This window comes from Thalassospira sp. B30-1, assembly GCF_015767575.1.
Taxonomy (GTDB): domain Bacteria; phylum Pseudomonadota; class Alphaproteobacteria; order Rhodospirillales; family Thalassospiraceae; genus Thalassospira; species Thalassospira xiamenensis.
Genome location: NZ_CP065232.1, coordinates 3896895 through 3921787, shown reverse-complemented (window position 1 = coordinate 3921787; position 24893 = coordinate 3896895). Strand labels below are relative to the sequence as shown.

General features: G+C 56.0%; 20 protein-coding genes. 9 read left to right on the top strand and 11 right to left on the bottom strand.

What is annotated here, in order from left to right; translation table 11 throughout:
• Positions 1 to 11 precede the first annotated feature (11 nt).
• The 9 genes from IT971_RS18430 to IT971_RS18390 all read right to left on the bottom strand — a co-directional run bounded on the left by IT971_RS18430 (position 12) and on the right by IT971_RS18390 (position 7097).
• Positions 12 to 503 (bottom strand): cytochrome c-type biogenesis protein, encoded by a 492-nt coding sequence (locus IT971_RS18430; RefSeq protein WP_063094197.1) that lies wholly within the window; start codon positions 501 to 503, stop codon positions 12 to 14.
• Complete coding sequence (locus IT971_RS18425; RefSeq protein WP_007090228.1) at positions 500 to 1036, bottom strand: DsbE family thiol:disulfide interchange protein; 537 nt, start codon at positions 1034 to 1036, stop codon at positions 500 to 502. The genes IT971_RS18430 and IT971_RS18425 overlap by 4 nt, the downstream gene beginning before the upstream one ends.
• Positions 1033 to 3087, bottom strand: a complete 2055-nt coding sequence (locus tag IT971_RS18420) for a heme lyase CcmF/NrfE family subunit (protein WP_065701808.1) — start codon at positions 3085 to 3087, stop codon at positions 1033 to 1035. Before IT971_RS18420 ends, IT971_RS18425 begins: the two co-directional genes overlap by 4 nt.
• A 141-nt stretch (positions 3088 to 3228) precedes the next feature.
• Positions 3229 to 3717, bottom strand: coding sequence for a cytochrome c maturation protein CcmE (ccmE, locus tag IT971_RS18415; RefSeq protein WP_007090226.1), 489 nt, complete (start codon positions 3715 to 3717; stop codon positions 3229 to 3231).
• A gap of 31 nt (positions 3718 to 3748) precedes the next feature.
• On the bottom strand, positions 3749 to 3952 hold the full coding sequence (gene ccmD / locus IT971_RS18410) for a heme exporter protein CcmD (protein ID WP_007090225.1): 204 nt from the start codon (positions 3950 to 3952) through the stop codon (positions 3749 to 3751).
• Positions 3949 to 4740, bottom strand: coding sequence for a heme ABC transporter permease (locus IT971_RS18405; RefSeq protein ID WP_037987206.1), 792 nt, complete (start codon positions 4738 to 4740; stop codon positions 3949 to 3951). Before IT971_RS18405 ends, ccmD begins: the two co-directional genes overlap by 4 nt.
• A gap of 49 nt (positions 4741 to 4789) precedes the next feature.
• Positions 4790 to 5455: a heme exporter protein CcmB gene (ccmB, locus tag IT971_RS18400; protein WP_007090223.1), complete on the bottom strand. Its 666-nt coding sequence runs from the start codon at positions 5453 to 5455 to the stop codon at positions 4790 to 4792.
• The gene (gene ccmA, locus IT971_RS18395; protein WP_007090222.1) at positions 5452 to 6174 is read right to left on the bottom strand and encodes a heme ABC exporter ATP-binding protein CcmA; all 723 of its coding nucleotides are present in this window, start codon (positions 6172 to 6174) and stop codon (positions 5452 to 5454) included. Before ccmA ends, ccmB begins: the two co-directional genes overlap by 4 nt.
• Before the next feature lie 179 nt (positions 6175 to 6353).
• The gene (locus IT971_RS18390; protein WP_065701807.1) at positions 6354 to 7097 is read right to left on the bottom strand and encodes a thioredoxin family protein; all 744 of its coding nucleotides are present in this window, start codon (positions 7095 to 7097) and stop codon (positions 6354 to 6356) included.
• A gap of 281 nt (positions 7098 to 7378) precedes the next feature.
• Here IT971_RS18390 and IT971_RS18385 point away from each other — a divergent pair, with 281 nt between their 5' ends.
• Positions 7379 to 8716 carry a sodium-dependent transporter gene (locus tag IT971_RS18385; protein ID WP_007090220.1) on the top strand — a complete coding sequence of 446 codons (1338 nt, stop codon included), beginning with the start codon at positions 7379 to 7381 and terminating at the stop codon, positions 8714 to 8716.
• Between the two features lie 75 nt (positions 8717 to 8791).
• Here IT971_RS18385 and IT971_RS18380 read toward each other — a convergent pair whose 3' ends face one another.
• Together IT971_RS18380 and acnA are read right to left on the bottom strand one after the other, a co-directional pair.
• Positions 8792 to 11356 carry an EAL domain-containing protein gene (locus IT971_RS18380; RefSeq protein ID WP_065701806.1) on the bottom strand — a complete coding sequence of 855 codons (2565 nt, stop codon included), beginning with the start codon at positions 11354 to 11356 and terminating at the stop codon, positions 8792 to 8794.
• Between the two features lie 229 nt (positions 11357 to 11585).
• Positions 11586 to 14273 (bottom strand): aconitate hydratase AcnA, encoded by a 2688-nt coding sequence (acnA, locus tag IT971_RS18375; RefSeq protein ID WP_065701805.1) that lies wholly within the window; start codon positions 14271 to 14273, stop codon positions 11586 to 11588.
• 804 nt (positions 14274 to 15077) lie between these two features.
• Here acnA and IT971_RS18370 point away from each other — a divergent pair.
• From IT971_RS18370 to IT971_RS18335, 8 genes are all read left to right on the top strand, one after another.
• Complete coding sequence (locus tag IT971_RS18370) at positions 15078 to 15887, top strand: ABC transporter ATP-binding protein (protein WP_065701804.1); 810 nt, start codon at positions 15078 to 15080, stop codon at positions 15885 to 15887.
• 2 nt (positions 15888 to 15889) lie between these two features.
• The gene (locus tag IT971_RS18365) at positions 15890 to 17839 is read left to right on the top strand and encodes a long-chain fatty acid--CoA ligase (protein ID WP_065701803.1); all 1950 of its coding nucleotides are present in this window, start codon (positions 15890 to 15892) and stop codon (positions 17837 to 17839) included.
• 69 nt (positions 17840 to 17908) lie between these two features.
• The gene (locus tag IT971_RS18360; protein ID WP_037987219.1) at positions 17909 to 18802 is read left to right on the top strand and encodes a branched-chain amino acid ABC transporter permease; all 894 of its coding nucleotides are present in this window, start codon (positions 17909 to 17911) and stop codon (positions 18800 to 18802) included.
• Positions 18803 to 18820: 18 nt separating this feature from the next.
• Positions 18821 to 19894: a branched-chain amino acid ABC transporter permease gene (locus tag IT971_RS18355; RefSeq protein ID WP_037987222.1), complete on the top strand. Its 1074-nt coding sequence runs from the start codon at positions 18821 to 18823 to the stop codon at positions 19892 to 19894.
• Between the two features lie 105 nt (positions 19895 to 19999).
• Complete coding sequence (locus IT971_RS18350) at positions 20000 to 21244, top strand: ABC transporter substrate-binding protein (protein WP_065701802.1); 1245 nt, start codon at positions 20000 to 20002, stop codon at positions 21242 to 21244.
• 109 nt (positions 21245 to 21353) lie between these two features.
• Positions 21354 to 22175 (top strand): ABC transporter ATP-binding protein, encoded by an 822-nt coding sequence (locus tag IT971_RS18345; RefSeq protein ID WP_139190050.1) that lies wholly within the window; start codon positions 21354 to 21356, stop codon positions 22173 to 22175.
• A 46-nt stretch (positions 22176 to 22221) separates the two neighbouring features.
• The gene (locus tag IT971_RS18340) at positions 22222 to 23457 is read left to right on the top strand and encodes a phenylacetate--CoA ligase family protein (protein WP_065701801.1); all 1236 of its coding nucleotides are present in this window, start codon (positions 22222 to 22224) and stop codon (positions 23455 to 23457) included.
• 189 nt (positions 23458 to 23646) lie between these two features.
• Complete coding sequence (locus IT971_RS18335) at positions 23647 to 24873, top strand: MFS transporter (protein ID WP_223304868.1); 1227 nt, start codon at positions 23647 to 23649, stop codon at positions 24871 to 24873.
• Positions 24874 to 24893: the final 20 nt, after the last annotated feature.

The following is a 24893-nucleotide window of genomic DNA, read 5'->3' as shown; positions in this document are numbered from 1 at the left end:
AAACTGCATCGTTAAGAGCGATCCTGTGACGTGCCAAGGATTTCATCAAGCCGCTTCTGTTCCTGATTGGAAAGCGATTTCGGGCCTGCACCGTCTTCGCGCTGTTTGCGGCGGTAAAAGGCGATCACCGCAATCAGGGCCAGAAATGCCAGAACGGCCGGGCTGATCCACAGGATGTAGGTTTCGGGTTTCAGCGGCGGGTTCAGCAGAACATAATCGCCATAGCGTTCGACGATGTAATCAACGACTTCTTCGTTGCTGTCGCCAGCCACCAGACGTTCGCGCACCAGAATGCGCAGATCACGGGCCAGATCGGCATCGGAATCGTCAATAGACTGGTTTTGACAGACCAGACAGCGCAAGCCCTGACTGATGTCGCGCGCGCGTTCTTCAAGCTTGGGATTGGTCAGCATCTCGTCGGGATTGACGGCAAGAGCCGGGGCCGTATGCAGGCCCAGCAGAATGACAAGGGCCGCGAACAGTGAACAATTTCGACGGATCATCCTTTTAACTCCGCAATCTTTGGCAGCAAGACTTCTTCAAGAACCTGATTTGAGATGGGCCCGACATGTTTGTACCGGATCTGACCGGTGCCATCGATAATAAAGGTTTCCGGCACGCCATAGACCCCGAAATCAATACCGGTTCGCCCGGATAAATCCATCCCGACCGCGGCATAGGGATCGCCAAGTTCATCCAGCCAGTTGACACCGTCCTGCGGGTCTTTTTCCTTGTAGTTCAGGCCATAAACCGGAACGTCAGCCTCACGCGCGAGGCGCTTGATGAGCGGATGTTCCGCACGACATGGAATGCACCAGCTGGCGAACACGTTCAGAACCGACACCTCGCCCTTGGATATATCGGCGCGTGACAATCCGCGGTCACGGCCTGGCAATGGGGGCAACTGGAAATCGGGTGCCGGTTTACCCAGCAAGGCCGACGGCACAACAGATGTATCTTTACCAATATTCGTCAGAAAGACACCGGCAAGAGCAGCAAAGAGTACCAGCGGGATGACTGCGATCCAGAATCTCATGAAGCGGGAACTCCGTTTTTCTTATAGCGCAGGATAATGCGCGTACAGATACTGATAGCACCGCCGATCAGCATCAGTAACATTCCGCCCCAAACCCAGGGCATCATTGGCAGGAACCGGACGGTCACGACACGCCCGCCATCTTCGGCCCGTTCGCCAACGGAAACATGCAAATCCCCATCGCGTCCATGCCAGATATCGGCTTCCTTGGTTTCGATGCCGCGGATCGGATAATAGCGGACTTCGGGGAACAGTTCGGCGACCGGCTGGGCGTTGCGATAGATGATGAAGGTCGCCTTGCGGGTGGCGAAGTTTTCACCGGGCAGCAGCGCCACACCTTCGTATTGCAGGTTATAGGGGCCGATCTGAATACTTTGTCCGGTGCGCGCCGAAAGCGATATCTGCTGTTCCCAGATGGCACTGGCCGATCCCCCGGCGATCAGGATGGCGATCCCGATATGGGCAAAGGTCATGCTGAGATAGCGGGGGCCAAGAAGCTGGAGATTGCGGTATTTGCCTTCGCCGTGGTCGGGTTGACGCCACAGGCGTTCCCAAAGATCACCAAGGGCGGCGGTAAAGACCCAGGCCGCAAGACCGATCCCGAGCAATGGCAGGGGAGACGCATCGATAAAGCGCATCCAGACAAACAGGATCACGATCAGCGACATCATGGCGGCCAGCTTCATCCGCCGCCCGATCTGCCATGCCTCGTCCTTGCGCCAGCGCAGCGTCGGGGCAAAGCCCATCAGAAACAGAAGCGGCAAACCGATCGGGATCAGGGCCTGAACAAAGAACGGTGGGCCAACCGTGATGATATCGCCGCCCAGCCAGCGCAGGAACAGCGGATAAATGGTGCCGATCAGAACGGTGGCCGCCGCAACCGAGAGCATCACACTGTTGAGGAACATGCCGCTTTCGCGCGATACCAGCGAGAAGTCCTTGTCATCGATCATGTCGGTCGCGCACCGCCAGAACATGAAATAGGCCCCGCCAAACAGAACGCAGAAGGCAACCAGAAGGGCAACAGCGTCGCCGCTGCTGAGCAGGGCGGTTGGCAACGGACCCAATAGATCGGAGCGTACGAGGAATGTCCCGAACCAGCCGGCAGCAAAGGCCGACAGCGCCAAAAGAGCCGTCCAGGGTTTCAGGGTTTCGGTTTTTTCAAGAACGGCCCGACAATGCAGGAATGCCGTGGTCAACAGCCAGGGTAGCAATAATGCATTTTCGGATGTATCCCAGTACCACCAGTTGCCCCATGCCTGTTCGGTATAAGCACGGTAGGCGTTGATGGCGATGGCACCGCCCAGCAATGTCCAGGAAATCATCGTCCACGGGCGCAGTTGTTCCGACCATGCACGGTCAAGCTTCGCACCCGGCAGTGCGGCAAAGGTCACCGCGAAAATCACCGATAATCCGGCAAGACCGGCATACAGGATCGGCCCGCGTGCCATACCGGCAAGGTCCTGCAATTCCGGATCAAGACCGTTGCCGTCAAGCGGTGCGATGCCCGACCGGATAAACGGATCGGCGTCAATGATTGTTACCGCCGCCAGAAGGGCGACAATGATGCCAAGGATACCAAGGGCGACACGATCCTGTTCGGTAACGCCGCGCGCAATGCTTTGCAGCGCGTATATCAGTGTCGCCAGTGTGCTGGTCGCAACCCAGAACAGCATGGCGCCGCTATCGGAGATGACGGAGGCACCGATACGGTAAATCATCGGGGTAGATGAATGACTGTAATCGGCCACCACGGGCAGGGTAAAATCACTGACAATAAAGGAATGGATCAGGGCGGCTTCGGCAATGATTGCCAGAACGCACATGGCAAAGGGCAGGGGCCAGACACCGAAACCGACATTTTCGGAAGTCCGGATATTGCCGGTCAGTCCATCTGGCAAGGTTCCGCCGGCAATTGCCGGTGTCATTGTCGTTGTCGGGCCGAGCGCGCGATAGCTTGCGCGAAACAGGGCCGGACAGAACAGGACGGCCTGACAGGTTCCCAATGCAAGAATCAGGATAAGGGCAAAATGTCCAAACTCTGCGATCATGCGTTCTTCAGATTTCCCCGATATGTGGTGTTCACCAAACGAACACCACTCAGCCCCTGCTGTCAAACAGCAAGGCATCCACCCAGTTTAATGCCGCTTTGATGGCTTCAATATGAGGTTTTTATGATGGCAGAATGTGGCTTAATTACGCATCTCTTCGGCGTTGCGGGCTTCGATTTCTTCCCAATAACCGCTTTTTTTCAATGAGTCAGCGACCTCGGGCGGCATGTAGTTTTCATCATGCTTGGCCAGAACTTCGGATGCGATGAACTGGCCCTCGGAACCCATATGGCCCTCGGCGACGACGCCCTGGCCTTCGCGGAACAGGTCGGGAAGGATGCCGGTATAGGAAATGGTGACCGCATTTGCCATGTCGGTGACGATAAAGGTGACGGTTTCACCGCCGCCGAGTTTTTTAAGCGATCCTTCTTCGACGAGGCCGCCGACGCGCAGGCGCTGATCGGGATCAATCGGCGATTTTTCGGCGATTTCGGTCGGGCTGAAGAAGAACACAACCGAATCTTCAAATGCCGTAAGGGCCAAGGCAGCCGCCGCCCCGACCGCCAGAAGGGCAGCCATGACGATATACATGCGTTGACGTTTGCGGGATTTGGCACGCGAAAGAGACACTTTGATATTCTCCGCTCAGGAAGGCTTGGGCTCAGGAAGTCGGGGACTGGTCTGTTGTGCGGGCACGTCTGGGACGGCGAGCTTTCAGAACAGTTTCAAGCTGATCAAGTTCGGTCTGGCTTTGACGAAGGCCACGCAGGGTCATGATCAGAAGAATGATCATCGCAAGGGCTGCGATACCGTAACTGGCCCAGATATAGCTGCCATAGCCGCCCATTGAGAAGAATTCGTTCATTTGCTGGCTCCGGCGTTGTGACCCTGATCATAGGCGAGTTCGTCATGATCGCCGCTGGCAACGGGGCGTTCGTCAAACAGGCCGCTGAGTTGAAGCGCACGGATGCGCCGCTGGTTGAGTTCAAGGCGAACGCGCAGCACCAGAACGATGAAATAATAACCGGTGAAGGCAAAGGCCATGATCAGAAGCGGGGCGAGCATGCTGGGATCGATGCTGGGCCCGCCCATGCGGGCAACCGATGCCGGTTGATGCAGGGTATTCCACCAGTCGACGGAAAATTTGACGATCGGCACATTGATCGCGCCCACCAGTGCCAGGGCCGATCCGGCCTTTGATCCGCGTTCGGGATCGTCAAAGGCATTCACAAGCGCGATATAGCCAAGATAGAGGAACAGCAGGATCAGCATTGATGTCAGACGCGCATCCCACACCCACCATGTTCCCCACATCGGTTCGCCCCAAAGCGACCCGGTAACAAGCGTAAGGGCGGTGAATGTTGCGCCAACCGGTGCGGTGGCGCGCGCGCAGATATCGGCAAGCGGATGTTTCCAGATCAGGCTCATGGCCCCGCAAAGAGCCATGCCGACATAACAGAACAGTCCCATCCATGCCGCGGGCACGTGGATATACATGATGCGGACGGTGTTGCCCTGCTGATAGTCAACCGGCGATCCGATCAGGGCCAGATAAAGCCCGGCGGCGGTCAGAATGACGGTCAGCGCGACCACCCAGGGCATCATGGCCCCGGTCAGTTTCAGAAACACGCTTGGTTTGGCGAAACGATGCATTTTCTCTCGTCCGTTTGCGGCGATGCCGCCGAAGGTCGTCTGTTTTAAGTTATTCCACGGCCTGCCGGATGGCATGGGCCGTGGCAAACGGGGCGGCAGCCAAAGACAGTAACAGGATCGCCCCCATGATCTGTAACTGTGCCTGGGCGGAAATGCCAAGCAATGCGGCCTCGACCGCACCGGCACCGAAAATCAGTACCGGTATATATAGTGGCAGGACCAGCAATGACACCAGCACACCGCCGCGTCGTGCCCCCAAAATCAGTGCCGCACCAATCGCCCCGATCAGGCTGAGTGCCGGTGTGCCGATCAGCATGGCGATCATCAGGGTGCCAAAGCCATCCTGATCCATATTGAGCATCACGGCCATCACGGGTGCCGCAATAATCAGCGGCAGGCCGGTCGTCAGCCAATGGGCGCACACCTTGCCCAGAACCAGCAATTCCAGCGGTGCAGGCGACAGGGTCAGCAATTCCAGCGTGCCATCCTCGTAATCGGTCTGAAAGACACGTTCGAGTGACAGCATGGCCGCCAGCAGGGCCGAGACCCAGATCACACCCGATGCAATGCGCGCCAGAATATTGGCTTCGGGGCCGACACCGAACGGAAACAGGGTGGTGGTTACGATAAAGAAGGCAACCACCATCACGGAATCCGCACCCTGACGCAGGGCCAATCGCAAATCACGACGCAGGATGGCGACAAAGGCATTCATATCGCGGCCTCCGTCGTTCTGCCTTGATCCATGTCGAGTGAGAGATGCTGGTTGGCATCTTCATCATCATGTTCGATCAGCCATTCCATCATCGGGATGGCAAACGGATCAAGATCAAGGATGATCGGTGCCGCGATATCCAGATCGACATGGGTGGAATAAATCACGATGCCGCCTTTGGCCCGGAATTCGGCGATCAGACGCGCCAGTTCGGCACAGCTTTCGCGATCAAGGCCAACGGTCGGCTCGTCGAGCAGCCAAAGGTCGCTTTGGCCCAGCAGGATACGGGCAAGGGCGGTGCGGCGTTTTTGACCACTTGAAAGATATCGCCCGGCGGTTTTGCCAAGGTGATGAATATCAAGGGCGCGAAGCGCCTGATCGATTTCGGCATCAATATCGGAAATACCGCGCAGTTCGGCCCACAGGCGCAGATTATCGCGAACGGTCAGGACCGGTTTGATCGCGTCCTGATGACCAAGGTAATGCAGGCGCGCGCGATGGCCGATTTTATCATCGGCGATATCGTCACCCTGCCAGCGGATGGTGCCGCGGCGCGGGGCCATGAGGCCCGCCATCAGGCGCAAAAGGCTTGATTTTCCTGCACCATTGCGACCGCGCAGCATCACGGCATCGCCGGTATTGGCGCTAAAGGAAAGATCGCCAAAGACCAGACGTTCGCCACGCAGACAGGTCAGATCAGAACCGGTAAAAACTGTCATCTAACTCGTTTGACTGTCGGAATTCATGCCGGATGCGCTTTTTCTATACCGCGCCCGACGTCATTAATCATGCTTTATCCGACATTGGATGTGATGACATTGTTTCAAATCAATCCAAAAAGACGCGAAACGCCGCAGCGATCAAAAATCGGCTGCGGCGCGGGCAAAGCGATAGCAGATCAGAAGCGGATGACCGAGGCACTTCGAACCGGGCCGCCGCGGCCTTCCTGCACAAGGACCGCGACACCACCGTCGCAAGGCTGGTTCAGGGCGAAATCAAGTTCGCGCGGCTTGCCGTCCCACTGCCCAAGATCGATCATTTCGCGCACGACATTGGCATGAACCAGACGCCGCCCGGCATTTTCGCCAGACCGGACATCGCGTGCCTGTTCGCGATCAAACCCGATCAGCCAAAGCTGATAGGACTGCCCGGCAGGCGGGGTATTGAGCATGCCGAGCTTTAATTTGCCACTGGCGGGGCTGGTTCGATTATCTGATAGCAGGGCCAGTTCCGCCCATTCCCGAAGCGGGGTCGTTTCATTGCTGGTGGTGACGATTCGGCCTTTGTCGGTGGCGCGAACGACCTGATCGCCGTTGATCACGACCTGCGGGGTATAGACATAGCGTTCACGCATGCGACCAGCATATTCGCGTTGCCGTTCGGTATTGGCCGCACTGGAAAACGGATCTTCCCAGCCCAGATAGTTCCAGTAATCGACATGAAACGACAGGGCAAGAAGGTCACCATGTTCCTGATTTAATTCGTAAAGAACACGATCCGCCGGAGGGCAGGAATTGCATCCTTCGGATGTGTAAAGCTCGATCACGGCGCGGGGTGACGTGGACTCGCCAGCATGTGCCAGCGATAAACCACCCATGAACGCGGTTCCAAGCATGAAGATAATGGGGCGAAGCTGTTTCATGGATGGATGATGCCCCAAAATGCCTATCAACCACCAATCACAAGGCGTTGAAAGGTCCGTTTGCGCCAAAACGACCGATTTTTGCGCAAAACACGGCAATTTAGACAGGAGATTTCGGGAGATCGGTGTTATTAGCTCCGGTCAATTCCGAAAGGAGGCAAAAGGTCTTCACGGAATGCGTGAGGTGAAATCACCTTTGCGTTTATAGAGAAAAATGAGGAACCGGCACTGCGGCGGGAGCGACTTACCGCGGATGCCAGTCCAAGAAAGGTTTGCAGGCAATGATTAAACGAGAGCATTGGGGGTCACGCCTCGGCTTTATCCTGGCGGCTGCTGGGTCGGCGGTGGGGCTGGGCAACATCTGGAAGTTTCCCTATATGGCGGGCGAGAATGGCGGTGGTGCCTTCTTGCTGATTTATCTGGCGCTGGTTTTCACCATTGGCCTGTCGGTCATGCTGGCTGAAATGGTCATTGGCCGGATGACGGCAAAGAACGCCATTGGCGCGTTTGCAAAGCTCAAGGGCGGTGCATGGCCGCTGGTGGGGCTTTGTGGTGTTGCGGCTGCCTTTATCATCCTGTCATTTTACAGTGTCGTCGCCGGCTGGACGATTTCCTATATGGTCAAATCGATCACCGGGGCGCTGGCGATTGAAGATCCGGCCGCATTGGGCAGCATCTTTGGCGGGTTCATTGCCGATCCGGTTTCGCCGCTGATCTATCATGCGATCTTCATGGCGTTGACGGTTTTTGTCGTCCTGGCGGGTGTTGGTTCGGGTATTGAACGTGCGTCAAAGATTTTGATGCCGGCCCTGTTTGCGTTGTTGCTGGTGCTGATCGTGCGTTCCGTGACCCTGCCGGGTGCGGGCGAAGGCATTGCCTTCCTGCTGTCGCCGGACTTTTCCAAAGTGACATGGGCAACGGTATCGGAAGCGCTTTCGCAGGCGTTCTTCTCGCTTTCGCTTGGGATGGGGGCGATGATTACCTATGGCTCGTATCTGAGCAAAAAGGAAAATATCGCCAGTTCGGCCGGTTGGGTGACGCTGCTTGATACGTCGGTTGCGGTCATGGCCGGTCTTTTGATCCTGCCAGCCGTGTTTGCATTCGGCTTTGATCCAAGTGCCGGTCCGGGGCTGACCTTTATTACGTTGCCAGCGGTGTTTGCGCATATGCCGATGGGGTCGATCTTTGCGTTCATGTTCTTCCTGTTGCTGGGTATTGCGGCATTGACGTCGGCGGTTTCGATCCTTGAGGTGGTTGTTGCCTATTTCGTTGATGACCGTGGCATCAGCCGCAAATGGGCATCGATCACGGTGGGGGTGATCATCTTCCTGCTGGGGATTCCGTCCTCGCTGTCGATGGGGCTTATGGGCGAGTTCAAGATCTTTGGCCTCGGCTTCTTTGATCTGATGGATTATGTCAGCTCGAAATTGCTGCTGCCGATTGGTGGCCTGTTCATCTCGCTGTTTGTCGGCTGGGTTGTCTGGGGCAAGGCCAAGGAAGATATTGCCGCCCATAATGGCGTGGTGCCGTTCTGGATCAATGGCTGGGGCATTATCGTGAAGTTCATCGCACCGCTTGCGATTGCCTTCATTCTGCTGAAGGGACTTGGCGTGCTTTAGGCCGCTTTTTTCACAGCAGAAGACATGCGAAGGGCGGGGAATTTCCCCGCCCTTTTTGCTGGGGATCAAACCGGATCAGGAGGCTTCGGCCGGTCTTTGCTGAGACAGGGTGAGGATTTCATCAGCGCACATCGGTTTGCCCAGAAGGTATCCCTGTATGTAATCGCATCCGGCATCGCGCAGCAGTTTGAGCTGCGCGTTGGTTTCGACACCTTCGGCGACGCATTTTTTGTGCAGGTTCTGCGCCATATTCAGGATGGTGATCGCAAGCGCACTGCCTTCGCGTCCCTGATTGATGTCGTCGACAAAACTGCGATCCATCTTGATCGTGTCAAACGGCAGTTTGCGCAGGTAGCTGAGACTGGAAAAACCGGTGCCAAAATCATCGAGTGCGATTTTGACGCCCAGATCGCGAATGCGCTGCATGTTGGCGCGCATTTCTTCGATATTCTGCATGAACAGGCTTTCGGTGATTTCTATTTCCAGCCGGTCTGCCGCCATGCCCTTTTCGACCAGAATGGTTCTGATCTGTTCGGCAAGATCAATGGTGCCATAGAATTGCTGGACCGAGACATTCACCGCCATCGTGACGTTGTGCAGGCCCTTTTCACGCCATGCGACCGCCTGACGGCAGGCGTGACGCAATACCCAGCGCCCCAGTTCGCCGATCACGCCCATTTCCTCGGCTACCGGAACAAAGACCGAGGGGGGGATCGCCCCCCGTTGCGGATGGTTCCAGCGCAACAGGGCTTCGACGCCGTGCAGGTTGCCGGTGCGGGCTTCGAATTGCGGTTGATAGACCAGATGAAATTCATCGCGATCCAGCGCCTGACGCAGGGCACTTTCAAGGGCAAGGTCGGCATCGCTGCGTGAATGACTGGCGCGGTTATAGCGGCTGAACCGGTTTCGGCCCTGTTCCTTGGAATGCATCATCGCAATTTCGGCATTGCGCAAAAGATTGGCGGTATCGTTGGCGTCGTGCGGGAAGGATGCGATGCCGATGCTGGCCGAAATATAGATTTCCTGTCCCTTGCTGGTCAGGTGCGGTTGGTTTAACGCTTTTAAAAGATCATCGGCCAGTGCGGCATCATCATCGGCGGAAGTCCCCCCCGAAAGCAGAATGGCATATTCATCCGCACCAACACGCGCCAGAACACCCCCCTGATCCAGACGGCGATGCAGCCGACGGGCAACTTCGACCAGAACGTCGTCACCGTCACTGTGTCCCAGTGTGTTGTTCACCCGCTGGAAATTATCGATATCGAGCAGCAGGATCGTCAGGCGGGTTCCCTTGCGGCGGGACTCGCCGATGCCGTGGGCCAGCAGTTCAAGGAACCGGCGGCGATTGGGATAGCCGGTCAGTTCGTCAATATGGGCAAGCCGCAGAATGTCTTCGCGGTTTTTCTTGCGTTCGCTGATGTCGGTAAAGATCGAGGCATACTGGCTGATCTGGCCATCGGCATCACGGATCGCGATGATCGACAGCCATTCGGGATAAATTTCGCCGGATTTGCGGCGGTTCCAGATTTCGCCTTCCCATTTGCCGTGCTGTTGAATATCGCGCCACATCGAGGTGTAAAATTCGCGAGACTGACGACCCGATTGCAGGATATTGGGGTTTTTGCCGATCACGTCCGATGCGTTGTAACCCGTGACCCGGGTGAAGGCCGGATTGACCAGTTCGATCGTGCCATCGGCGGCACAGACCATGATCCCGTCCGGCGATGTTTCAATGATCTTGTCTGCCAGAAACAGCGACCGGCGGGCCTTGGTCAGTTCGACATCGCGGCCCTCCATCACGGACCTGAGATGGGCGAAGTAATCCTGTTCGATGAATTCCAGCAGATCGGCGAATGACAGAACACCGATGACATTGCCGGTTTCATCAATGACCGCAAGATGGCGGATATGTTGGGCCAGCATCGTGTCGCGGGCGTTGTTCAGGCTGGACTTGGCGGAAATGACACGCAGCGGACGGCTGGCAATTTCGATGGCCGGTGTTGCGTGATCGCCATTGGCAAGATTGCGCAGGATATCGCGTTCGGTAATGATCCCGGTGTGATCAAGCATCGAAACCGGGTCGGTCGCGACCGACGGATCATAGACAATCGCACAATCGCATTTGGCATCATGCATGCGCGCGCGCAGTTCCGACATCGGGATATCGCCATCGACAAAGATTGTCGTGCGGCGGATGGCGGCCCCGACATCCCCATCGCCCAGTTTGCGCCAACTGCCCTGTTGGCGGATCAGGTCAGACTGGCTGATGATTCCGGCAAGGCGGTTTTCCGCATCCACGCTGACCAGATGACGGACATGGCGTTCGCGCATACGGATGATGGCGGCCTCGGGCGTGGCATGGACCGATATGCTGTGAACCGGGGCCGACATCCATTTCGATATCGGCTCGTTCAGGGTGGCTTCGCAGTCGGCGGGCAGGGACAGGCAATCCTTTTCCGTCCAGATTCCGATCGGCAGGTGATCCTGTGTCACGATGATGGAGCTGCAATTGGCTTCGCGCATCATGTCGATGGCCTGACCAATCGCGGTTTCCGGCCCGCAACGCAACACGATGCCGGGGGAAATCGTACCTACAGTCAGGTGGGTGGTATTGCCATCGGCAAAACTGGGGCGCGTCATGATAACCTGTTGCTGTCCAAATCCTGTCAGGTGCCCGGTTTGCGGGCATTATTGGTTAGAGTCAGGACCCATCCCTATCAAATCGTCGGGACGGCTGACTTGTTATAAATCAATGGATATATGTGGTTTGGGTTTGTCGCAATTTAAAGATGCGTTCCACGCAAAAACACCCCCGTCCTTGACAGACGGGGGTGTTTCGCATTCAGCAGGCTTCTGATTTCAGGCGAAATCAGGCAGCTTTCATCATGTTACGCAGAACGAACTGCAGAATGCCGCCGTTCTGGTAGTAAAGGACTTCGTTTTCGGTATCGATACGGCAGGTGGCAATGACCTCTTCGGTGGAGCCATCCTTGCGCGTGATACGAACCGTAACGTCCTGCATCGGGTTGATACCGTTGCCGATACCCAGAACGTCGAAGACTTCGGTGCCGTCGAGCTTGTAAGTCGCACGACCTTCACCATTCTTGAACTGCAACGGCAGGACGCCCATGCAGACCAGGTTGGTGCGGTGGATACGTTCGAAGCTTTCGGCCAGAACAGCTTTGACGCCAAGCAGGTTGGTGCCTTTGGCTGCCCAGTCACGGGACGAACCGGTGCCGTATTCCTTACCGGCGATGACAACCAGCGGGGTGCCCTCGGCCTGGTAACGCATGGCAACATCATAGACCCAGCCCTGTTCGCCGGACGGGTAATGAACCGAAACACCGCCTTCGGTGCCCGGTGCCATTTCGTTGCGGATACGGATGTTGGCAAAGGTGCCGCGCATCATGACTTCGTGGTTCCCGCGGCGTGCGCCATAGGAGTTGAAGTCACGAACCGCAACGCCGTGCGCCTTGAGGTATTCACCTGCCGGGCTTTCTTCCTTGATCGAACCGGCCGGAGAAATGTGGTCGGTGGTCACGGAGTCAGCAAGGATCAGGAGCGGACGTGCACCATGAACTTCCGAGAACGCACCCGGTTCTTTCGCCATATTGACGAAGTAGGGCGGGTTCTGGACGTAGGTCGATTTGCCATCCCATTCGAAGGTTTCGCCTTCGGTGACTTCGATTTCCTGCCACGGTTTCGGGCCGGCAAAGATGTTGTCATAACGATCTTTGTACATCGAAGCAGAGATCGAGGATGCGATGGTGTCCGCGATTTCCTTGTTGGTCGGCCAGATGTCTTTCATGAAGACGTCTTTGCCATCTTTGTCGGTGCCGATCGGGTCTTTGTTCAGATCGACCTTCAGGTTACCGGCAAGGGCATAGGCAACAACCAGCGGCGGGGAGGCAAGATAGTTTGCCTTGACCTGCGGGCTGATACGACCTTCGAAGTTACGGTTGCCCGACAGAACGGCGGTCACGAGCATGTCGTTGCCGTCAATTGCCTCGATGATCGGGTCGGCCAGCGGACCGGAGTTCCCGATACAGGTGGTGCAACCGAAACCGGCAACGTTAAAGCCGAGCTTGTCGAGATAGGTCTGAAGACCGGCTTTTTCGAGATAGTCGGCAACAACCAGCGAGCCCGGTGCAAGCGAGGTTTTCACCCACGGTTTGCTTTTAAGGCCGAGTTCAACCGCTTTTTTCGCCAGCAGGCCGGCTGCGATCAGCACGCTCGGGTTCGAGGTGTTGGTGCAGGACGTGATGGCGGCAATAACGACGTTACCGTCTTTCATTGCGAAGTTTTCGTTCGAAACCGGAACAGAACGATCCGCATCAACACCCGGTGCCATGTCGGCAAAGGTCTTGGTGAAGCTTGAAACGGCATCTTTGAGCAGAACGCGGTCCTGCGGACGTTTCGGACCGGACAGAGCCGGTTCAACGGTCGAGATGTCGAGTTCAAGGGTCGAGGTATATTCGGCTTCGAAGCTCGGGTCGCGCCACATGCCCTGTTCTTTGGCATATGCTTCGACCAGTGCGATCTGTTCTTCGGAACGACCGGTGTTACGCATATAGTTCAGCGTTTCATCGTCAATCGGGAAGAAGCCACAGGTCGCACCGTATTCCGGTGCCATGTTACCGATGGTCGCACGATCCGGCAGGCTCATATGATCCAGCGCGTCGCCATAGAATTCGACGAACTTGCCAACAACGCCCTTCTCGCGGAGCATCTGAACGACGCGCAGCACGAGGTCGGTTGCGGTGATGCCTTCTTTCATCGAGCCGGTCAGTTTGAAACCGACGACTTCGGGGATCAGCATCGAGATCGGCTGGCCGAGCATGGCTGCTTCGGCTTCGAGACCGCCAACACCCCAGCCCAGAACGGCAAGGCCGTTGACCATGGTGGTGTGGGAATCGGTACCAACCAGCGTATCGGGGTAGGCAACGGTTTTGCCGTTATCATCCTTGCCGGTCCATACGACCTTGGCGAGATGTTCGACGTTCACCTGGTGGCAGATGCCAGCCCCCGGCGGAACGATGCGGAAATTGTTGAACGCATTCTGGCCCCAGCGCAGGAACTCGTAGCGTTCGCCGTTACGTTCGAACTCGACTTCCATGTTTTTGTCGAGTGCGTCGTCGGTGCCAAAGAAGTCGATCATGACCGAGTGGTCAATGACGAGGTCAACAGGTGAAAGCGGGTTCACCTTCTGGGCGTCGCCGCCCATCTTGACGACGGCATCGCGCATCGCGGCAAGGTCAACAACGGCAGGAACGCCGGTGAAGTCCTGCATCAGGACGCGGGCCGGACGATAGTTGATCTCGTGCGAGCTCGAACGGGATTTGAGCCACTCGACAACAGCTTTGACATCGTCGGTTTTGACAGTGAAATCGTCTTCGTAGCGCAGAAGGTTTTCCAGAACGACCTTCAGCGTAAACGGAAGCTTGGAAACGTCGCCGATTTTTTCGGAAGCAACTTTAAGGCTGTAATAGTCGTAGGACTTGTCCCCGACATTCAGCGTGCGGCGCGTTTGCAGGTTGTCTTTGCCACAAATGGACATCAGACCCTCCTCAAGGTGGTTAAAGGGCTTGTCGTGACAAGACACCCCGACCGTCGGAGCGCCGAGCGGTGGGCTATCTGTATCTCGTGACGCGGGTCACGGCTACATATGTATGTGCCACGGGGTTACACCACAATTCCCCCTGAAAGTCCAGACCCGCAAAAGGGTCATTCTTGAAATCCCTGCGATAACAACGAATTGGTGAATGGTTGGCGCGTAATGGCAATCAGAAGGTATCTGATTCGGGTGAAAAACACCGTAAATCCGCCCGGAGATCATTCGCGAGTCCACAGGATCACCGCCATATCTGGAAAGACTCGAATGTAGAGGATGGCCTGTACTATTGGGGGAAATCCTGTCCGAAGGGGAACGAATCGGGTGATCGCCTGAATGCAACAGGGGACAATTTCGGCATTTGTCAGAACACAGTTGGTGCAGCGCGAACAGGAACCTGAATGTTGCGATGCAATAATTTTCAGCCTTTCAGTATGCGGGTTGTGTCGTGATGACCTTACGGAATTATAGGTAGAAGTGCATTCATCAGACCAGAACGCAAAAATTGTGCGGCGCGAATTTGTGAAAAGTGTCAATCCGTTGCTGTGCAACACGTTGACGTCATTTGCTGAAATTGGTACTTAAATACGTATTAAATGTGCCAAGCCCGGTTTCCGTAAGGTCCGGGTCAGATAAAAACCGGTACATCATCAGGGAAACTGAACAAGAGGCACGGGGTATCCACCTTAAAATCCGGTCAACCGGAAAAAGGGGTGCCTGCGGCCCAAGTCAGGGAGGATAAGCGACGTTATGACGTCACAGGGTCCCATTTTGCAGATCAGCGACGTATCGCTTGTGTTTGGCGGCGTGCGCGCGCTAAGCGACGTCAGCTTTTCCGTCCAGCCCGGCGAGCTGTTTTCAATCATTGGCCCGAACGGGGCCGGCAAGACATCGATGCTGAACTGCATTTCGGGTCGGTATCAGCCAACCACCGGGTCAGTGTCCTTCAAGGGGCAGGATGTCACGGGGCTTAAGCCCAATGACCGGGCCGAGCTTGGCGTTGGCCGTACCTTCCAGAATCTGGCGCTGTTTGGCCATATGAACGTTCTGGACAATATCATGGTCGGGCGGCATCACCTGCTTAAGAACAATTTTCTGACCGGGCCGCTTTACTGGTTTTCCGGGGCGCAGAAGGAAGAGCTTGAACATCGTCGTTTCTGCGAGGATGTGATTGATTTTCTGGAAATTTCCCATATTCGCAAGGCGACGGCGGGCACGCTGTCCTATGGCCTTCGCAAACGGGTCGAACTGGCGCGTGCGGTGGCGCTGCGCCCTGATCTGATCCTGCTGGATGAACCGATGGCAGGCATGAACCTTGAAGAAAAAGAGGACATGGCGCGCTTTATCATCGACCTCAATGAAGAATGGGGCATGACGGTGGTGATGATCGAGCATGACATGGGGGTTGTGATGGATATCTCCAACCGGGTCATGGTTCTGGATTTCGGGCGCAAGATTGCCGAAGGGTTGCCTGACGAAGTCATGGCCAATGCCCATGTCAAAAAAGCCTATCTGGGCGAAGACGACGACGTGACCGACGAAGACGAGCAGGTGGCCTGAAGATGAGCAGCAATACCCCGGAATATGCCGATGTCCAGGCGCTCGATACCTTTCCAAAAGTGCTGGCCTATAATGCGCGCCATTGGGGCGATGAAGTTGCGATGCGCGAAAAGGAATTCGGCATCTGGCAGGAATTTAGCTGGAAAGATTACAATGACCGGGTCAAGTGGATGTCGCTTGGCCTGCGCGACATGGGCATCAAACCCGGCGATGTGATCGGCCTGATCGGTGAAAACCGCCCGGAATGGGTTTGGGGCGAAGTTGCCGCCCATGCCCTGCGCGCCATGTCGGTCGGGCTGTATCAGGACAGCCTGCACGAAGAGGTTGCCTATCTGATCACCTATTCCGGCGCACGGGTTCTGATCGCTGAAGACGAAGAACAATGTGACAAGCTGATTGAGCTGGCCGACCAGATTCCGACGGTTGAGCATATTGTTTACTGCGATCCGCGCGGTATGCGGAAATACGATGATCCGCGGTTGATGGATGTCGAAAAACTTTATGAACTGGGCCGGTCGATCGAGGCCAGGGACCCCGGTGCCTATGATGCGATGGTGGCTGATACGCGCGGTGATGAATGCGCCATTCTGTGCACCACATCGGGCACGACGTCCAAACCGAAAATGGCGATGCTCAATGCCGGTGATTTTTTGGATCATTGCGCAGCCTATTTGCGCGCTGACCCGAAATATCCCGGGGATGATTATGTTTCGGTTCTGCCGCTGCCATGGATCATGGAACAGGTTTATGTGGTCGGTCAGTCGCTGATCAGCCGCCAGATCGTGAATTTTGTTGAAGAACAGGAAACCATGATGGCCGATCTTCGCGAGATCGGACCGAACTTTGTCCTGCTGGCGCCGCGTGTATGGGAATCCATCGCGGCCGATGTGCGGGCACGGATGATGGATTCAACCCTGTTCAAACAGAAAATGTATGATTTCGGCATGGCCTTGGCCCGGACCGCGCTTGATAACGGCGGGCATTCGAAATTTGCCGATGTGATCCTGATGAATGCGCTTAAGGACCGGCTGGGCTTTTCCAATTTGCGCTCGGCGGCGACCGGCGGGGCGGCCATGGGGCCGGAAACCTTCAAGTTCTTTCATGCCATGGGCGTTCCGTTGCGCCAGCTTTACGGTCAGACCGAGCTGTGCGGGGCCTATACCATCCATCAGCCCGACGACATTGATTTTGATACGGTCGGCAAGGCGTTTGATAATTCGGAAATCCGGGTCATCAATGCCGATGAAAACGGGGTTGGCGAAATCGTTGCCCGGACATCGGGCATGTTCACCAGCTATTATAAAAATCAGGCGTCCTATGACGAGGATGTCCATGACGGCTGGATGCATACCGGGGATGCCGGGTACTTTAAGGAAGGCAATCAGCACCTTGTGGTGATTGACCGTCTTAAAGATCTGGCGGAAACATCGACCGGGGTGCGGTACTCGCCGCAATTTATTGAAAACAAACTGAAATTCTCGCCATTCATCGCCGAGGCCGTCATCCTTGGCAAGGGATTGCCGTTCCTGTCGACCATGATCTGTATCCGGTATTCGATCATGGCCAAATGGGCCGAGCAGCGCGGGATTGCCTTTACCAACTATACCAATCTGTCGGCCCAGCCGCAGGTTTATGACATGATCGTTGATGAAATTCGGCAGGTGAATGAAACCCTGCCCGAGGCCCAGCGGATCAAGCGTTTCCTGCTGCTGTATAAAGAACTTGATGCCGATGACGGCGAATTGACCCGCACGCGCAAAGTACGCCGCAGTGTGGTTGCCGAAAAATATGCCGACATTATCGATGCGGTTTATGCCGGCAATGACAAGGTTGATATCGACACCATGATCACCTTCCAGGACGGGTCAAAAACCCGCATCCAGACCAGTGTCAGGGTTGTCGATCTGGACGGGAACAATGCCGCAAAGACGGCACCCAAAGCCGCCGAGTAAGGCAGCGATAAAAACTGTGCGCCCCGATTGCCTGATCGGCAGCGGGGCCGCCATTACAGGGATGGCAACATGAATTTCGAACTTCTGTTTCAGCTTCTGCTTAACGGGCTGATTGTCGGAACATTGTATGGCGTCGTCGCCATGTGTTTCGTGCTGATCTACAAATCGACCCAGATCGTGAACTTCGCACAGGGCGAGTTCCTGTTGATCGGGGCGTGGGTCTGTTACGCATTCCTTGTCGAAATGCATATGCCGTTCTGGCTGGGCTTTATCTTTACATTACTGTTCATGATGGCGTTTGGCATCATTTTGCAAATGGTGGTTCTGCGCCCGATGATTGGCGAGCCGATCATTTCGGTGATCATGGTGACGATCGGGCTTTCGATTTTCTTCCAGGCGGCGACCAAATGGATATTCGGTGCGACCACGGCGACCTATCCGCAGGTGTTTGAAACACGGTCGGTCAACCTGATGGGGATGCAGATCGAAACCGCCTATATCATGAGTTTCGTGATCTCGCTGGTGATCATGGCGGCGTTCTACTGGTTCTTCAAATATTCCAAGCTGGGCCTTGCGATGCGGGCCACGGCCTTTGATCAGCAGGTCGCGCAAAGCCTTGGTATTTCGGTGAAAACCGTGTTTGCGATGTCCTGGGCGATTTCGGCCCTGGTATCGGGGGTTGCCGGTATCGTGATCGGGATGGTCAACGGGGTTTCATCCGCGCTTTCGGTGATCGGGATCAAGGTGTTCCCGGCGGTTATTCTGGGCGGGCTTGATTCAATCATCGGTGCGATTGTCGGGGGTGTGATCATCGGACTTCTGGAAAACACCGCCGAGTTTGTCGACGGTCAGTACCTGCACTGGGGCAACCTGTTTTCGATCGCACCGTTCTATGTGCTGATCATCATTCTTTGCATCAAGCCATACGGTCTGTTTGGCACCAAAGACATCGAACGCATCTAAGGGGCGGAGTAATAGGTTATGGCTGGATTTTCGATGCGTCCCTGCGGTGATTTTCGCACCACCTACCGACAGGATACGCGGATTTTTGATACCACCTTTGTCCGCAATGCCGCGATTTTGGGTGTGATCGCAACCGCGCTGATCCCGTTTGTTCTGGACGGCTATTACGTTAACCTGTTCATTCAGATCTCGTACTTTGCCATCGCCGCCCTTGGTCTGAATATTCTGGTCGGCTTCACCGGGCAGATTTCATTGGGTCATGCGGCATTCTTTGGGTTTGGTGCCTTTGCATCGGCCTGGATCAACAACACGACCGGCATTCCGGTTTTGCTGTCGATCCCGCTGGCCGGTCTGATGACGGCGGCTGTCGGGCTTTTGTTCGGTCTGCCTGCGGCCCGGATCAAGGGCCTTTATCTGGCGATTGCAACATTGGCCGCCCAGTTCATTCTGGAAGATTTTTTTGCCCGGGCTGACTGGTTTACCGGCGGGTCTTATGGGGCGGCGGCAAATCCGGTCAATGTGTTTGGCTATGAAGTGCTCGATGATTTCAGCTTCTTCTATGTCTGCCTGTTCTTCCTAGTGATCATGTACTTGCTGGGCACCAACCTGATGCGGACCCGTGACGGACGCGCCTTTGTTGCGGTACGGGATCATTATCTGTCGGCGGAAATCATGGGCATCAATCTGACGAAATACCGTCTGATGAGCTTTGCGATTTCATCCTTCTATGCCGGGATCGGCGGGGCAATGTATGGCCATTACCTTGGCTTCGTTTCCGCCGAGGGCTTTACCATCCTGCTGTCGATCCAGTTTCTGGGCATGATCATCATTGGCGGTCTTGGCTCGGTCAAGGGCACGCTGATGGGGACCATCTTTATGGTTCTGCTGCCCGAAGTCATGGAAAACGGTGTCGGGCTTTTAAGTGTTTTCGACTGGGCCAATTCGACGGCTGTGACCGACGGGCTGGCCTATATCAAGGAGATGGCGATCGGTCTGGCCATCATCCTTTTCCTGATCTTCGAACCGGATGGGCTCGCGCACCGCTGGCAGCAGATCAGGGCGTACTGGAAGCTTTATCCCTTCTCGTACTGATCAATATCGCCGAAACCCGGTCGCTTAAAAACAAAGATCGGGACGAAAATCGGCGAAGGCCGGGAGGCTACTTTGTTTAGAAAAACGTCCAAGGGAGACGTCGTGATGAAAAGACTGATTGCTGCGACAGCGATTGTTGCAACCGGCCTGTCGGTTTCGGCAGCCAAAGCAGATGACGACATGGTTTTTGTCGGTCATCTGATGGACATCACCGGGGCGACCGGGTTCATTGGCAAATTCTATGCCGATGGTGTCCGTGACGCGCTTATGTATATCAATACCCACGGTGGCATTGACGGGACGGTTCTGGATTCAGAATCGGTCGATTACGCCTATAAGGTTCCGCAGGCGATTGCGAACTACAAAAAATGGCGTTCGCGCAACAACATGGTCGCCATGCAGGGCTGGGGCACGGGCGACACCGAAGCCCTGATCAGCTTTGTGGCCCAGGACAAGGTCCCGGTTTATTCCGCGTCCTATTCCGGCCATCTGACCGACCCGACCGGCAAAAACCCGAAAACCGCGAAACCGGCACCTTATAACTTCTTCTATGGCGCATCCTATTCCGACGCCTGCCGTGCATTGGTTCAGTGGGCCGCCGAGGATTGGAAAGCATCGGGTGGTTCGGGCAAACCGGTCTTCTCGCATATCGGGGATAACCATCCCTATCCGAATGCACCGAAAGAAGCCTGTGCCGAATACGCAACCGAACTTGGCTTTGACGTGACCGAGCCGGTCGTCGTTTCGATGAAGCCGGGCGACTTCAAGGCGCAGTGCCTGACGATCAAGGAAGCCGGAACCAATTATGGTTACCTTGGCAACCTCGGCCCGTCGGTCGTTTCGCTGGTCAAATCCTGCGATACGGTTGGTGCAAGCCCGAAATGGCTGGCCAATATCTGGGCAGGTGACTACGAAACGCTGAAAACCATCGGTGATGTTGAAAACTATGTCTTCCCGGCCATGACCAGCTTCTGGACCGACGAGGGCGTACCGGGCATGGATCTTGTGCGCGAAATTTCGAAAATGTCCGATAGTTCGGGCGAACAGTTCCGCACCCATCACTATATCCGCGGCATTTGCTCGGCCTATTACATGAAAGAAGCCATGGAATGGGCCAAGGCCAATGGCGGCATCACCGGCGAAAACATCAAGGCCGGCATGTATGCCCGTACGGATTGGGTGCCTGCCGGTCTTGAAGGCGTTTGCATGCCTGCAACCTGGACTGCCGAAGACCATCGCGGCATCAACACCGTTAATATCTATAACGGCAGTGCCAAAGGCGGTGAGCCGACCGTAACCAAGGCGGCAACCGTGACCCTGCCGCGCCGTGACGACTGGCTTGGCTATTAAGTCGTAGTCAGAAGACGGATGTCTCCCGATGGTGCCGGGGCGGGGTGGCGAAAAGCGCGCCCGCCCCGGCACCGGGGGATGTAATCAGAACGTGATCGAAGGGGACACCATGGCAGAGCCGGTCCGCAAAACCGAAACCGCAGAATCGTTGCTGTCGGTCAATAATATCGAAGTCGTGTATGACGAGGTGATCCTTGTCCTGCGCGGGGTGTCGCTTGAAGTCCCGCAAGGCAAGATCGTGACCCTTCTGGGCCCGAACGGTGCGGGGAAATCGACGACGCTGAAGGCTATTTCCGGTTTGCTCAAGACCGAGGATGGCAAGGTGACCCGCGGCGATATCAATTTCATGGGGCAGCAGATTGCCAATGGCAATCCCGAGGATATCGTGCGTTCCGGCCTGTTTCAGGTCATGGAAGGCCGCCGCATCATCGAAGACATGACCTGTGTCGAAAACCTTCGGCTTGGCGCCTATACCCGCAAGGACAAGGGCGTTAAGGACGATATCGACATGGTGTTTGAATATTTCCCGCGCCTACGCGAACGGACCGGACTTGCAGGTTACCTTTCGGGCGGGGAGCAGCAGATGCTGGCAATCGGCCGGGCCTTGATGGCCCGCCCGAAAATGATTTTGCTTGATGAACCGTCGATGGGTCTGTCACCCTTGCTGGTGAAAGAAGTGTTCGGGATCATCGAAAAGATCAACCGCGAACAGGGCATTACCATGCTGATCGTGGAACAGAATGCCAATTTTGCGCTGAAGGTTGCCGATTACGGTTACATCATGGAAAGCGGCAAGGTGGTTCTGGATGGTACCCGTGACGAACTTCTGAACAACGAAGACGTCAAGGAATTCTATCTTGGCGGTGGTTCGGAAGAACGCAAAAGCTTCAAGAACATCAAATCATACAAGCGCCGCAAACGCTGGCTTTAACACGTGTTCGCCGCCTTTCAATGACCAGAAAACGGACCCGGCCATCATGCTCAATACCTTCTTCGATGCCAGTGAAACCCGAAGCCCCAAAGACCGTGAAACCGGTTTGATGGCGGCATTGCCGCGGGTTATTCATCACGCAAAAAGCAAGGCCGCCGGGTTTGGCCGTATCCTTGAAGGTGTTGATCCGCAGACGATCAACAGTCGCGAGGCACTGGCAAAATTGCCGGTGACGCGCAAATCCGATCTGATCACCATGCAGGCGGAAAACCCGCCCTTTGCCGGGTTGAATGCAACACCGGTTCCGGCCCTTGGCCGTATTTTCCAAAGTCCGGGCCCGATTTATGATCCCGAAGGCAAGGGGGATGACTGGTGGCGGATGGGGCGCGCGTTTTTTGCTGCCGGGTTCCGGCCGGGCGATATCATCCATAACTGCCTATCCTATCACCTGACGCCGGGGGGCTTTATTTTTGACAGCGGCGCACGTGCGTGTGGCTGTGCGGTGATCCCAGCCGGTGTTGGCCAGACCGAAGCCCAGATCAAGGCGATCAGCGACCTGAAACCGACCGGTTATTCAGGGACGCCGTCGTTCCTGAAAATCCTGATGGAAAAGGCCGACGAACTGGGCGGGGATGTTTCATCCATCACCCGTGCACTTGTTTCAGGCGAAGCATTGCCACCGTCGTTGCGCGACTGGTTTGCCGAACGCGGTGTTGCCATGCTGCAATGTTACGCCAGTGCGGATCTGGGGCTGATTGCTTATGAAAGCGATGCCAAAAGCGGCATGATCGTTGCCGAGGACATCATCCTTGAAATCGTGCGGCCCGGCACCGGCGACCCGGTGGCCGAGGGCGAGGTGGGCGAGGTTGTCGTTACCAGCCTTAATATGGATTATCCGCTGATCCGGTTTGCCACCGGTGATCTTTCGGCGATTGCAAGCGGACCAAGCCCGTGCGGGCGGACCAATATGCGTATCAAAGGCTGGATGGGCCGTGCCGATCAGACTACCAAGGTCAAAGGCATGTTTGTTCATCCGCATCAGATTGCGGAGGTCGTCAAACGACATGCTGATATCGGCAAGGCGCGCCTGATCGTGACCCGTGAAAATGATGTCGATGTCATGACGCTGGCCTGTGAAACCGATGCCGCCGGGTTCAGTGCCGATGCGGTGATGGATAGCCTGCATTCGATCTGCAAGCTGCGCGGCAAGGTCGAAATCGCAACACCGGGCAGCTTGCCCAATGATGGCAAGGTGATCGACGACCAGCGCGACTATTCCTGAGCAAGCGCCAGAACCCTTTTTGACGCTGTCCCGTCACGGGACCGGACCCGTCAAGAGGGCTTCGATATTTTTCATTCCCGCTCGGGAAACTTGATGCCGTCCGGCTTCGTTCGGGCGGCATTTTTTTGTTTTGTGCATGGGGACACTGTTCATCGCCCTTTGGGAATGTATGATGGCGCATAAGTTTGAATGATTACAGGGGAAAGCATGGCGCAGGCAGGCAAGCCATTTGCCGTTGGCATGATTACGATTTGCCAGTTGATGGCGCTTTCGCTGTGGTTTTCAGCAACGGCGGTATTGCCGCAATTGCGCGCCGAGTTTGACCTTGGTGCCATTCAATCATCCCTGTTTACCAGTTCGGTCTTGCTGGGGTTTGTATTGGGGACTTTGATCAGCGCCTTTTTCGGTCTGGCCGACCGGGTCGAAGCGCGGCATTTCTGGGCGGCATCGGCATTCATTGCCGCGACGGCCAATATCCTGATCCTTGCTGTGCCCGTCGACGGGGTTGTTGTGATCGGGCTTCGCCTGATTACCGGTATCTGCATGGCAGGGATTTACCCCATTGGCATGAAAATGGTCGCTACCTGGTCTCGCGGTGATACCGGGTTTCTGGTCGGCTTGCTGGTTGGGGCATTGACCATGGGGTCGGCTCTGCCGCATCTGTTTGCGGTGGCGGTGCCACTCGATTGGCGCATGGTGATCGTGGCAGCTAGTATTTCGGCCTATATCGCGGGTGTGGCGATCCTGTTTGTCAAACTGGGCGGGACACCGTGCAAATCCCCGCGATTTGATCCGCGTATGGTCGGGCACATCTGGGCGAACAAACCATTGCGTCATGCGTGCTATGGCTATTTCGGGCATATGTGGGAACTGTATGCCATGTGGGGCTGGATCGGGTTGTTCCTGTATGGGGCGCTTTCCGGGCGGGAATTTGATAATCCCGGTATCTGGGCGGCTCTTCTGACATTTGCGATTGTTGGTATCGGCGCGTTCGGAAGCCTTGCGGGCGGTTTGCTGGCCGACCGGATCGGCCGGACGACGGTGACCATGGCGGCGATGGCCATCAGTGGCATCTGCGCACTTGTTGCCGGTGCGCTTGGCGATGCGTCGATCCCGATCCTGATTGTTGTCTGTATCGTCTGGGGCATTTCGGTGATTGCCGATTCTGCGCAATTTTCATCCTGCGTGATCGAGCTGGCCGATCCCCATCAGGTCGGAACAGCGTTGACCCTGCAAAATGCCATCGGCTTTATCATTGCACTGGGATCCATCCATCTGGTGCCGGTGATTGCCGACGCGTCTGGCTGGTGGGGGGCGTTTGCCATGCTGGCGGTGGGGCCGTTACTGGGTTTCATTGCCATGGGCCGGTTGCGCAACATGCCCGAAGCGATCCGTCTGGCAGGGGGGCGGCGATAATTTTGAACTGAAACAATGAA

Excerpts from the sequence above, each read along its gene's own strand:
- IT971_RS18430 (WP_063094197.1), bottom strand. The coding sequence starts at position 503 with ATGATCCGTCGAAATTGTTCACTGTTCGCGGCCCTTGTCATTCTGCTG.
- IT971_RS18425 (WP_007090228.1), bottom strand. The coding sequence starts at position 1,036 with ATGAGATTCTGGATCGCAGTCATCCCGCTGGTACTCTTTGCTGCTCTT.
- IT971_RS18420 (WP_065701808.1), bottom strand. The coding sequence starts at position 3,087 with ATGATCGCAGAGTTTGGACATTTTGCCCTTATCCTGATTCTTGCATTG.
- ccmD (WP_007090225.1), bottom strand. The coding sequence starts at position 3,952 with ATGAACGAATTCTTCTCAATGGGCGGCTATGGCAGCTATATCTGGGCC.
- IT971_RS18405 (WP_037987206.1), bottom strand. The coding sequence starts at position 4,740 with ATGCATCGTTTCGCCAAACCAAGCGTGTTTCTGAAACTGACCGGGGCC.
- ccmB (WP_007090223.1), bottom strand. The coding sequence starts at position 5,455 with ATGAATGCCTTTGTCGCCATCCTGCGTCGTGATTTGCGATTGGCCCTG.
- ccmA (WP_007090222.1), bottom strand. The coding sequence starts at position 6,174 with ATGACAGTTTTTACCGGTTCTGATCTGACCTGTCTGCGTGGCGAACGT.
- IT971_RS18390 (WP_065701807.1), bottom strand. The coding sequence starts at position 7,097 with ATGAAACAGCTTCGCCCCATTATCTTCATGCTTGGAACCGCGTTCATG.
- IT971_RS18385 (WP_007090220.1), top strand. The coding sequence starts at position 7,379 with ATGATTAAACGAGAGCATTGGGGGTCACGCCTCGGCTTTATCCTGGCG.
- IT971_RS18380 (WP_065701806.1), bottom strand. The coding sequence starts at position 11,356 with ATGACGCGCCCCAGTTTTGCCGATGGCAATACCACCCACCTGACTGTA.
- acnA (WP_065701805.1), bottom strand. The coding sequence starts at position 14,273 with ATGTCCATTTGTGGCAAAGACAACCTGCAAACGCGCCGCACGCTGAAT.
- IT971_RS18370 (WP_065701804.1), top strand. The coding sequence starts at position 15,078 with ATGACGTCACAGGGTCCCATTTTGCAGATCAGCGACGTATCGCTTGTG.
- IT971_RS18365 (WP_065701803.1), top strand. The coding sequence starts at position 15,890 with ATGAGCAGCAATACCCCGGAATATGCCGATGTCCAGGCGCTCGATACC.
- IT971_RS18360 (WP_037987219.1), top strand. The coding sequence starts at position 17,909 with ATGAATTTCGAACTTCTGTTTCAGCTTCTGCTTAACGGGCTGATTGTC.
- IT971_RS18355 (WP_037987222.1), top strand. The coding sequence starts at position 18,821 with ATGGCTGGATTTTCGATGCGTCCCTGCGGTGATTTTCGCACCACCTAC.
- IT971_RS18350 (WP_065701802.1), top strand. The coding sequence starts at position 20,000 with ATGAAAAGACTGATTGCTGCGACAGCGATTGTTGCAACCGGCCTGTCG.
- IT971_RS18345 (WP_139190050.1), top strand. The coding sequence starts at position 21,354 with ATGGCAGAGCCGGTCCGCAAAACCGAAACCGCAGAATCGTTGCTGTCG.
- IT971_RS18340 (WP_065701801.1), top strand. The coding sequence starts at position 22,222 with ATGCTCAATACCTTCTTCGATGCCAGTGAAACCCGAAGCCCCAAAGAC.
- IT971_RS18335 (WP_223304868.1), top strand. The coding sequence starts at position 23,647 with ATGATTACAGGGGAAAGCATGGCGCAGGCAGGCAAGCCATTTGCCGTT.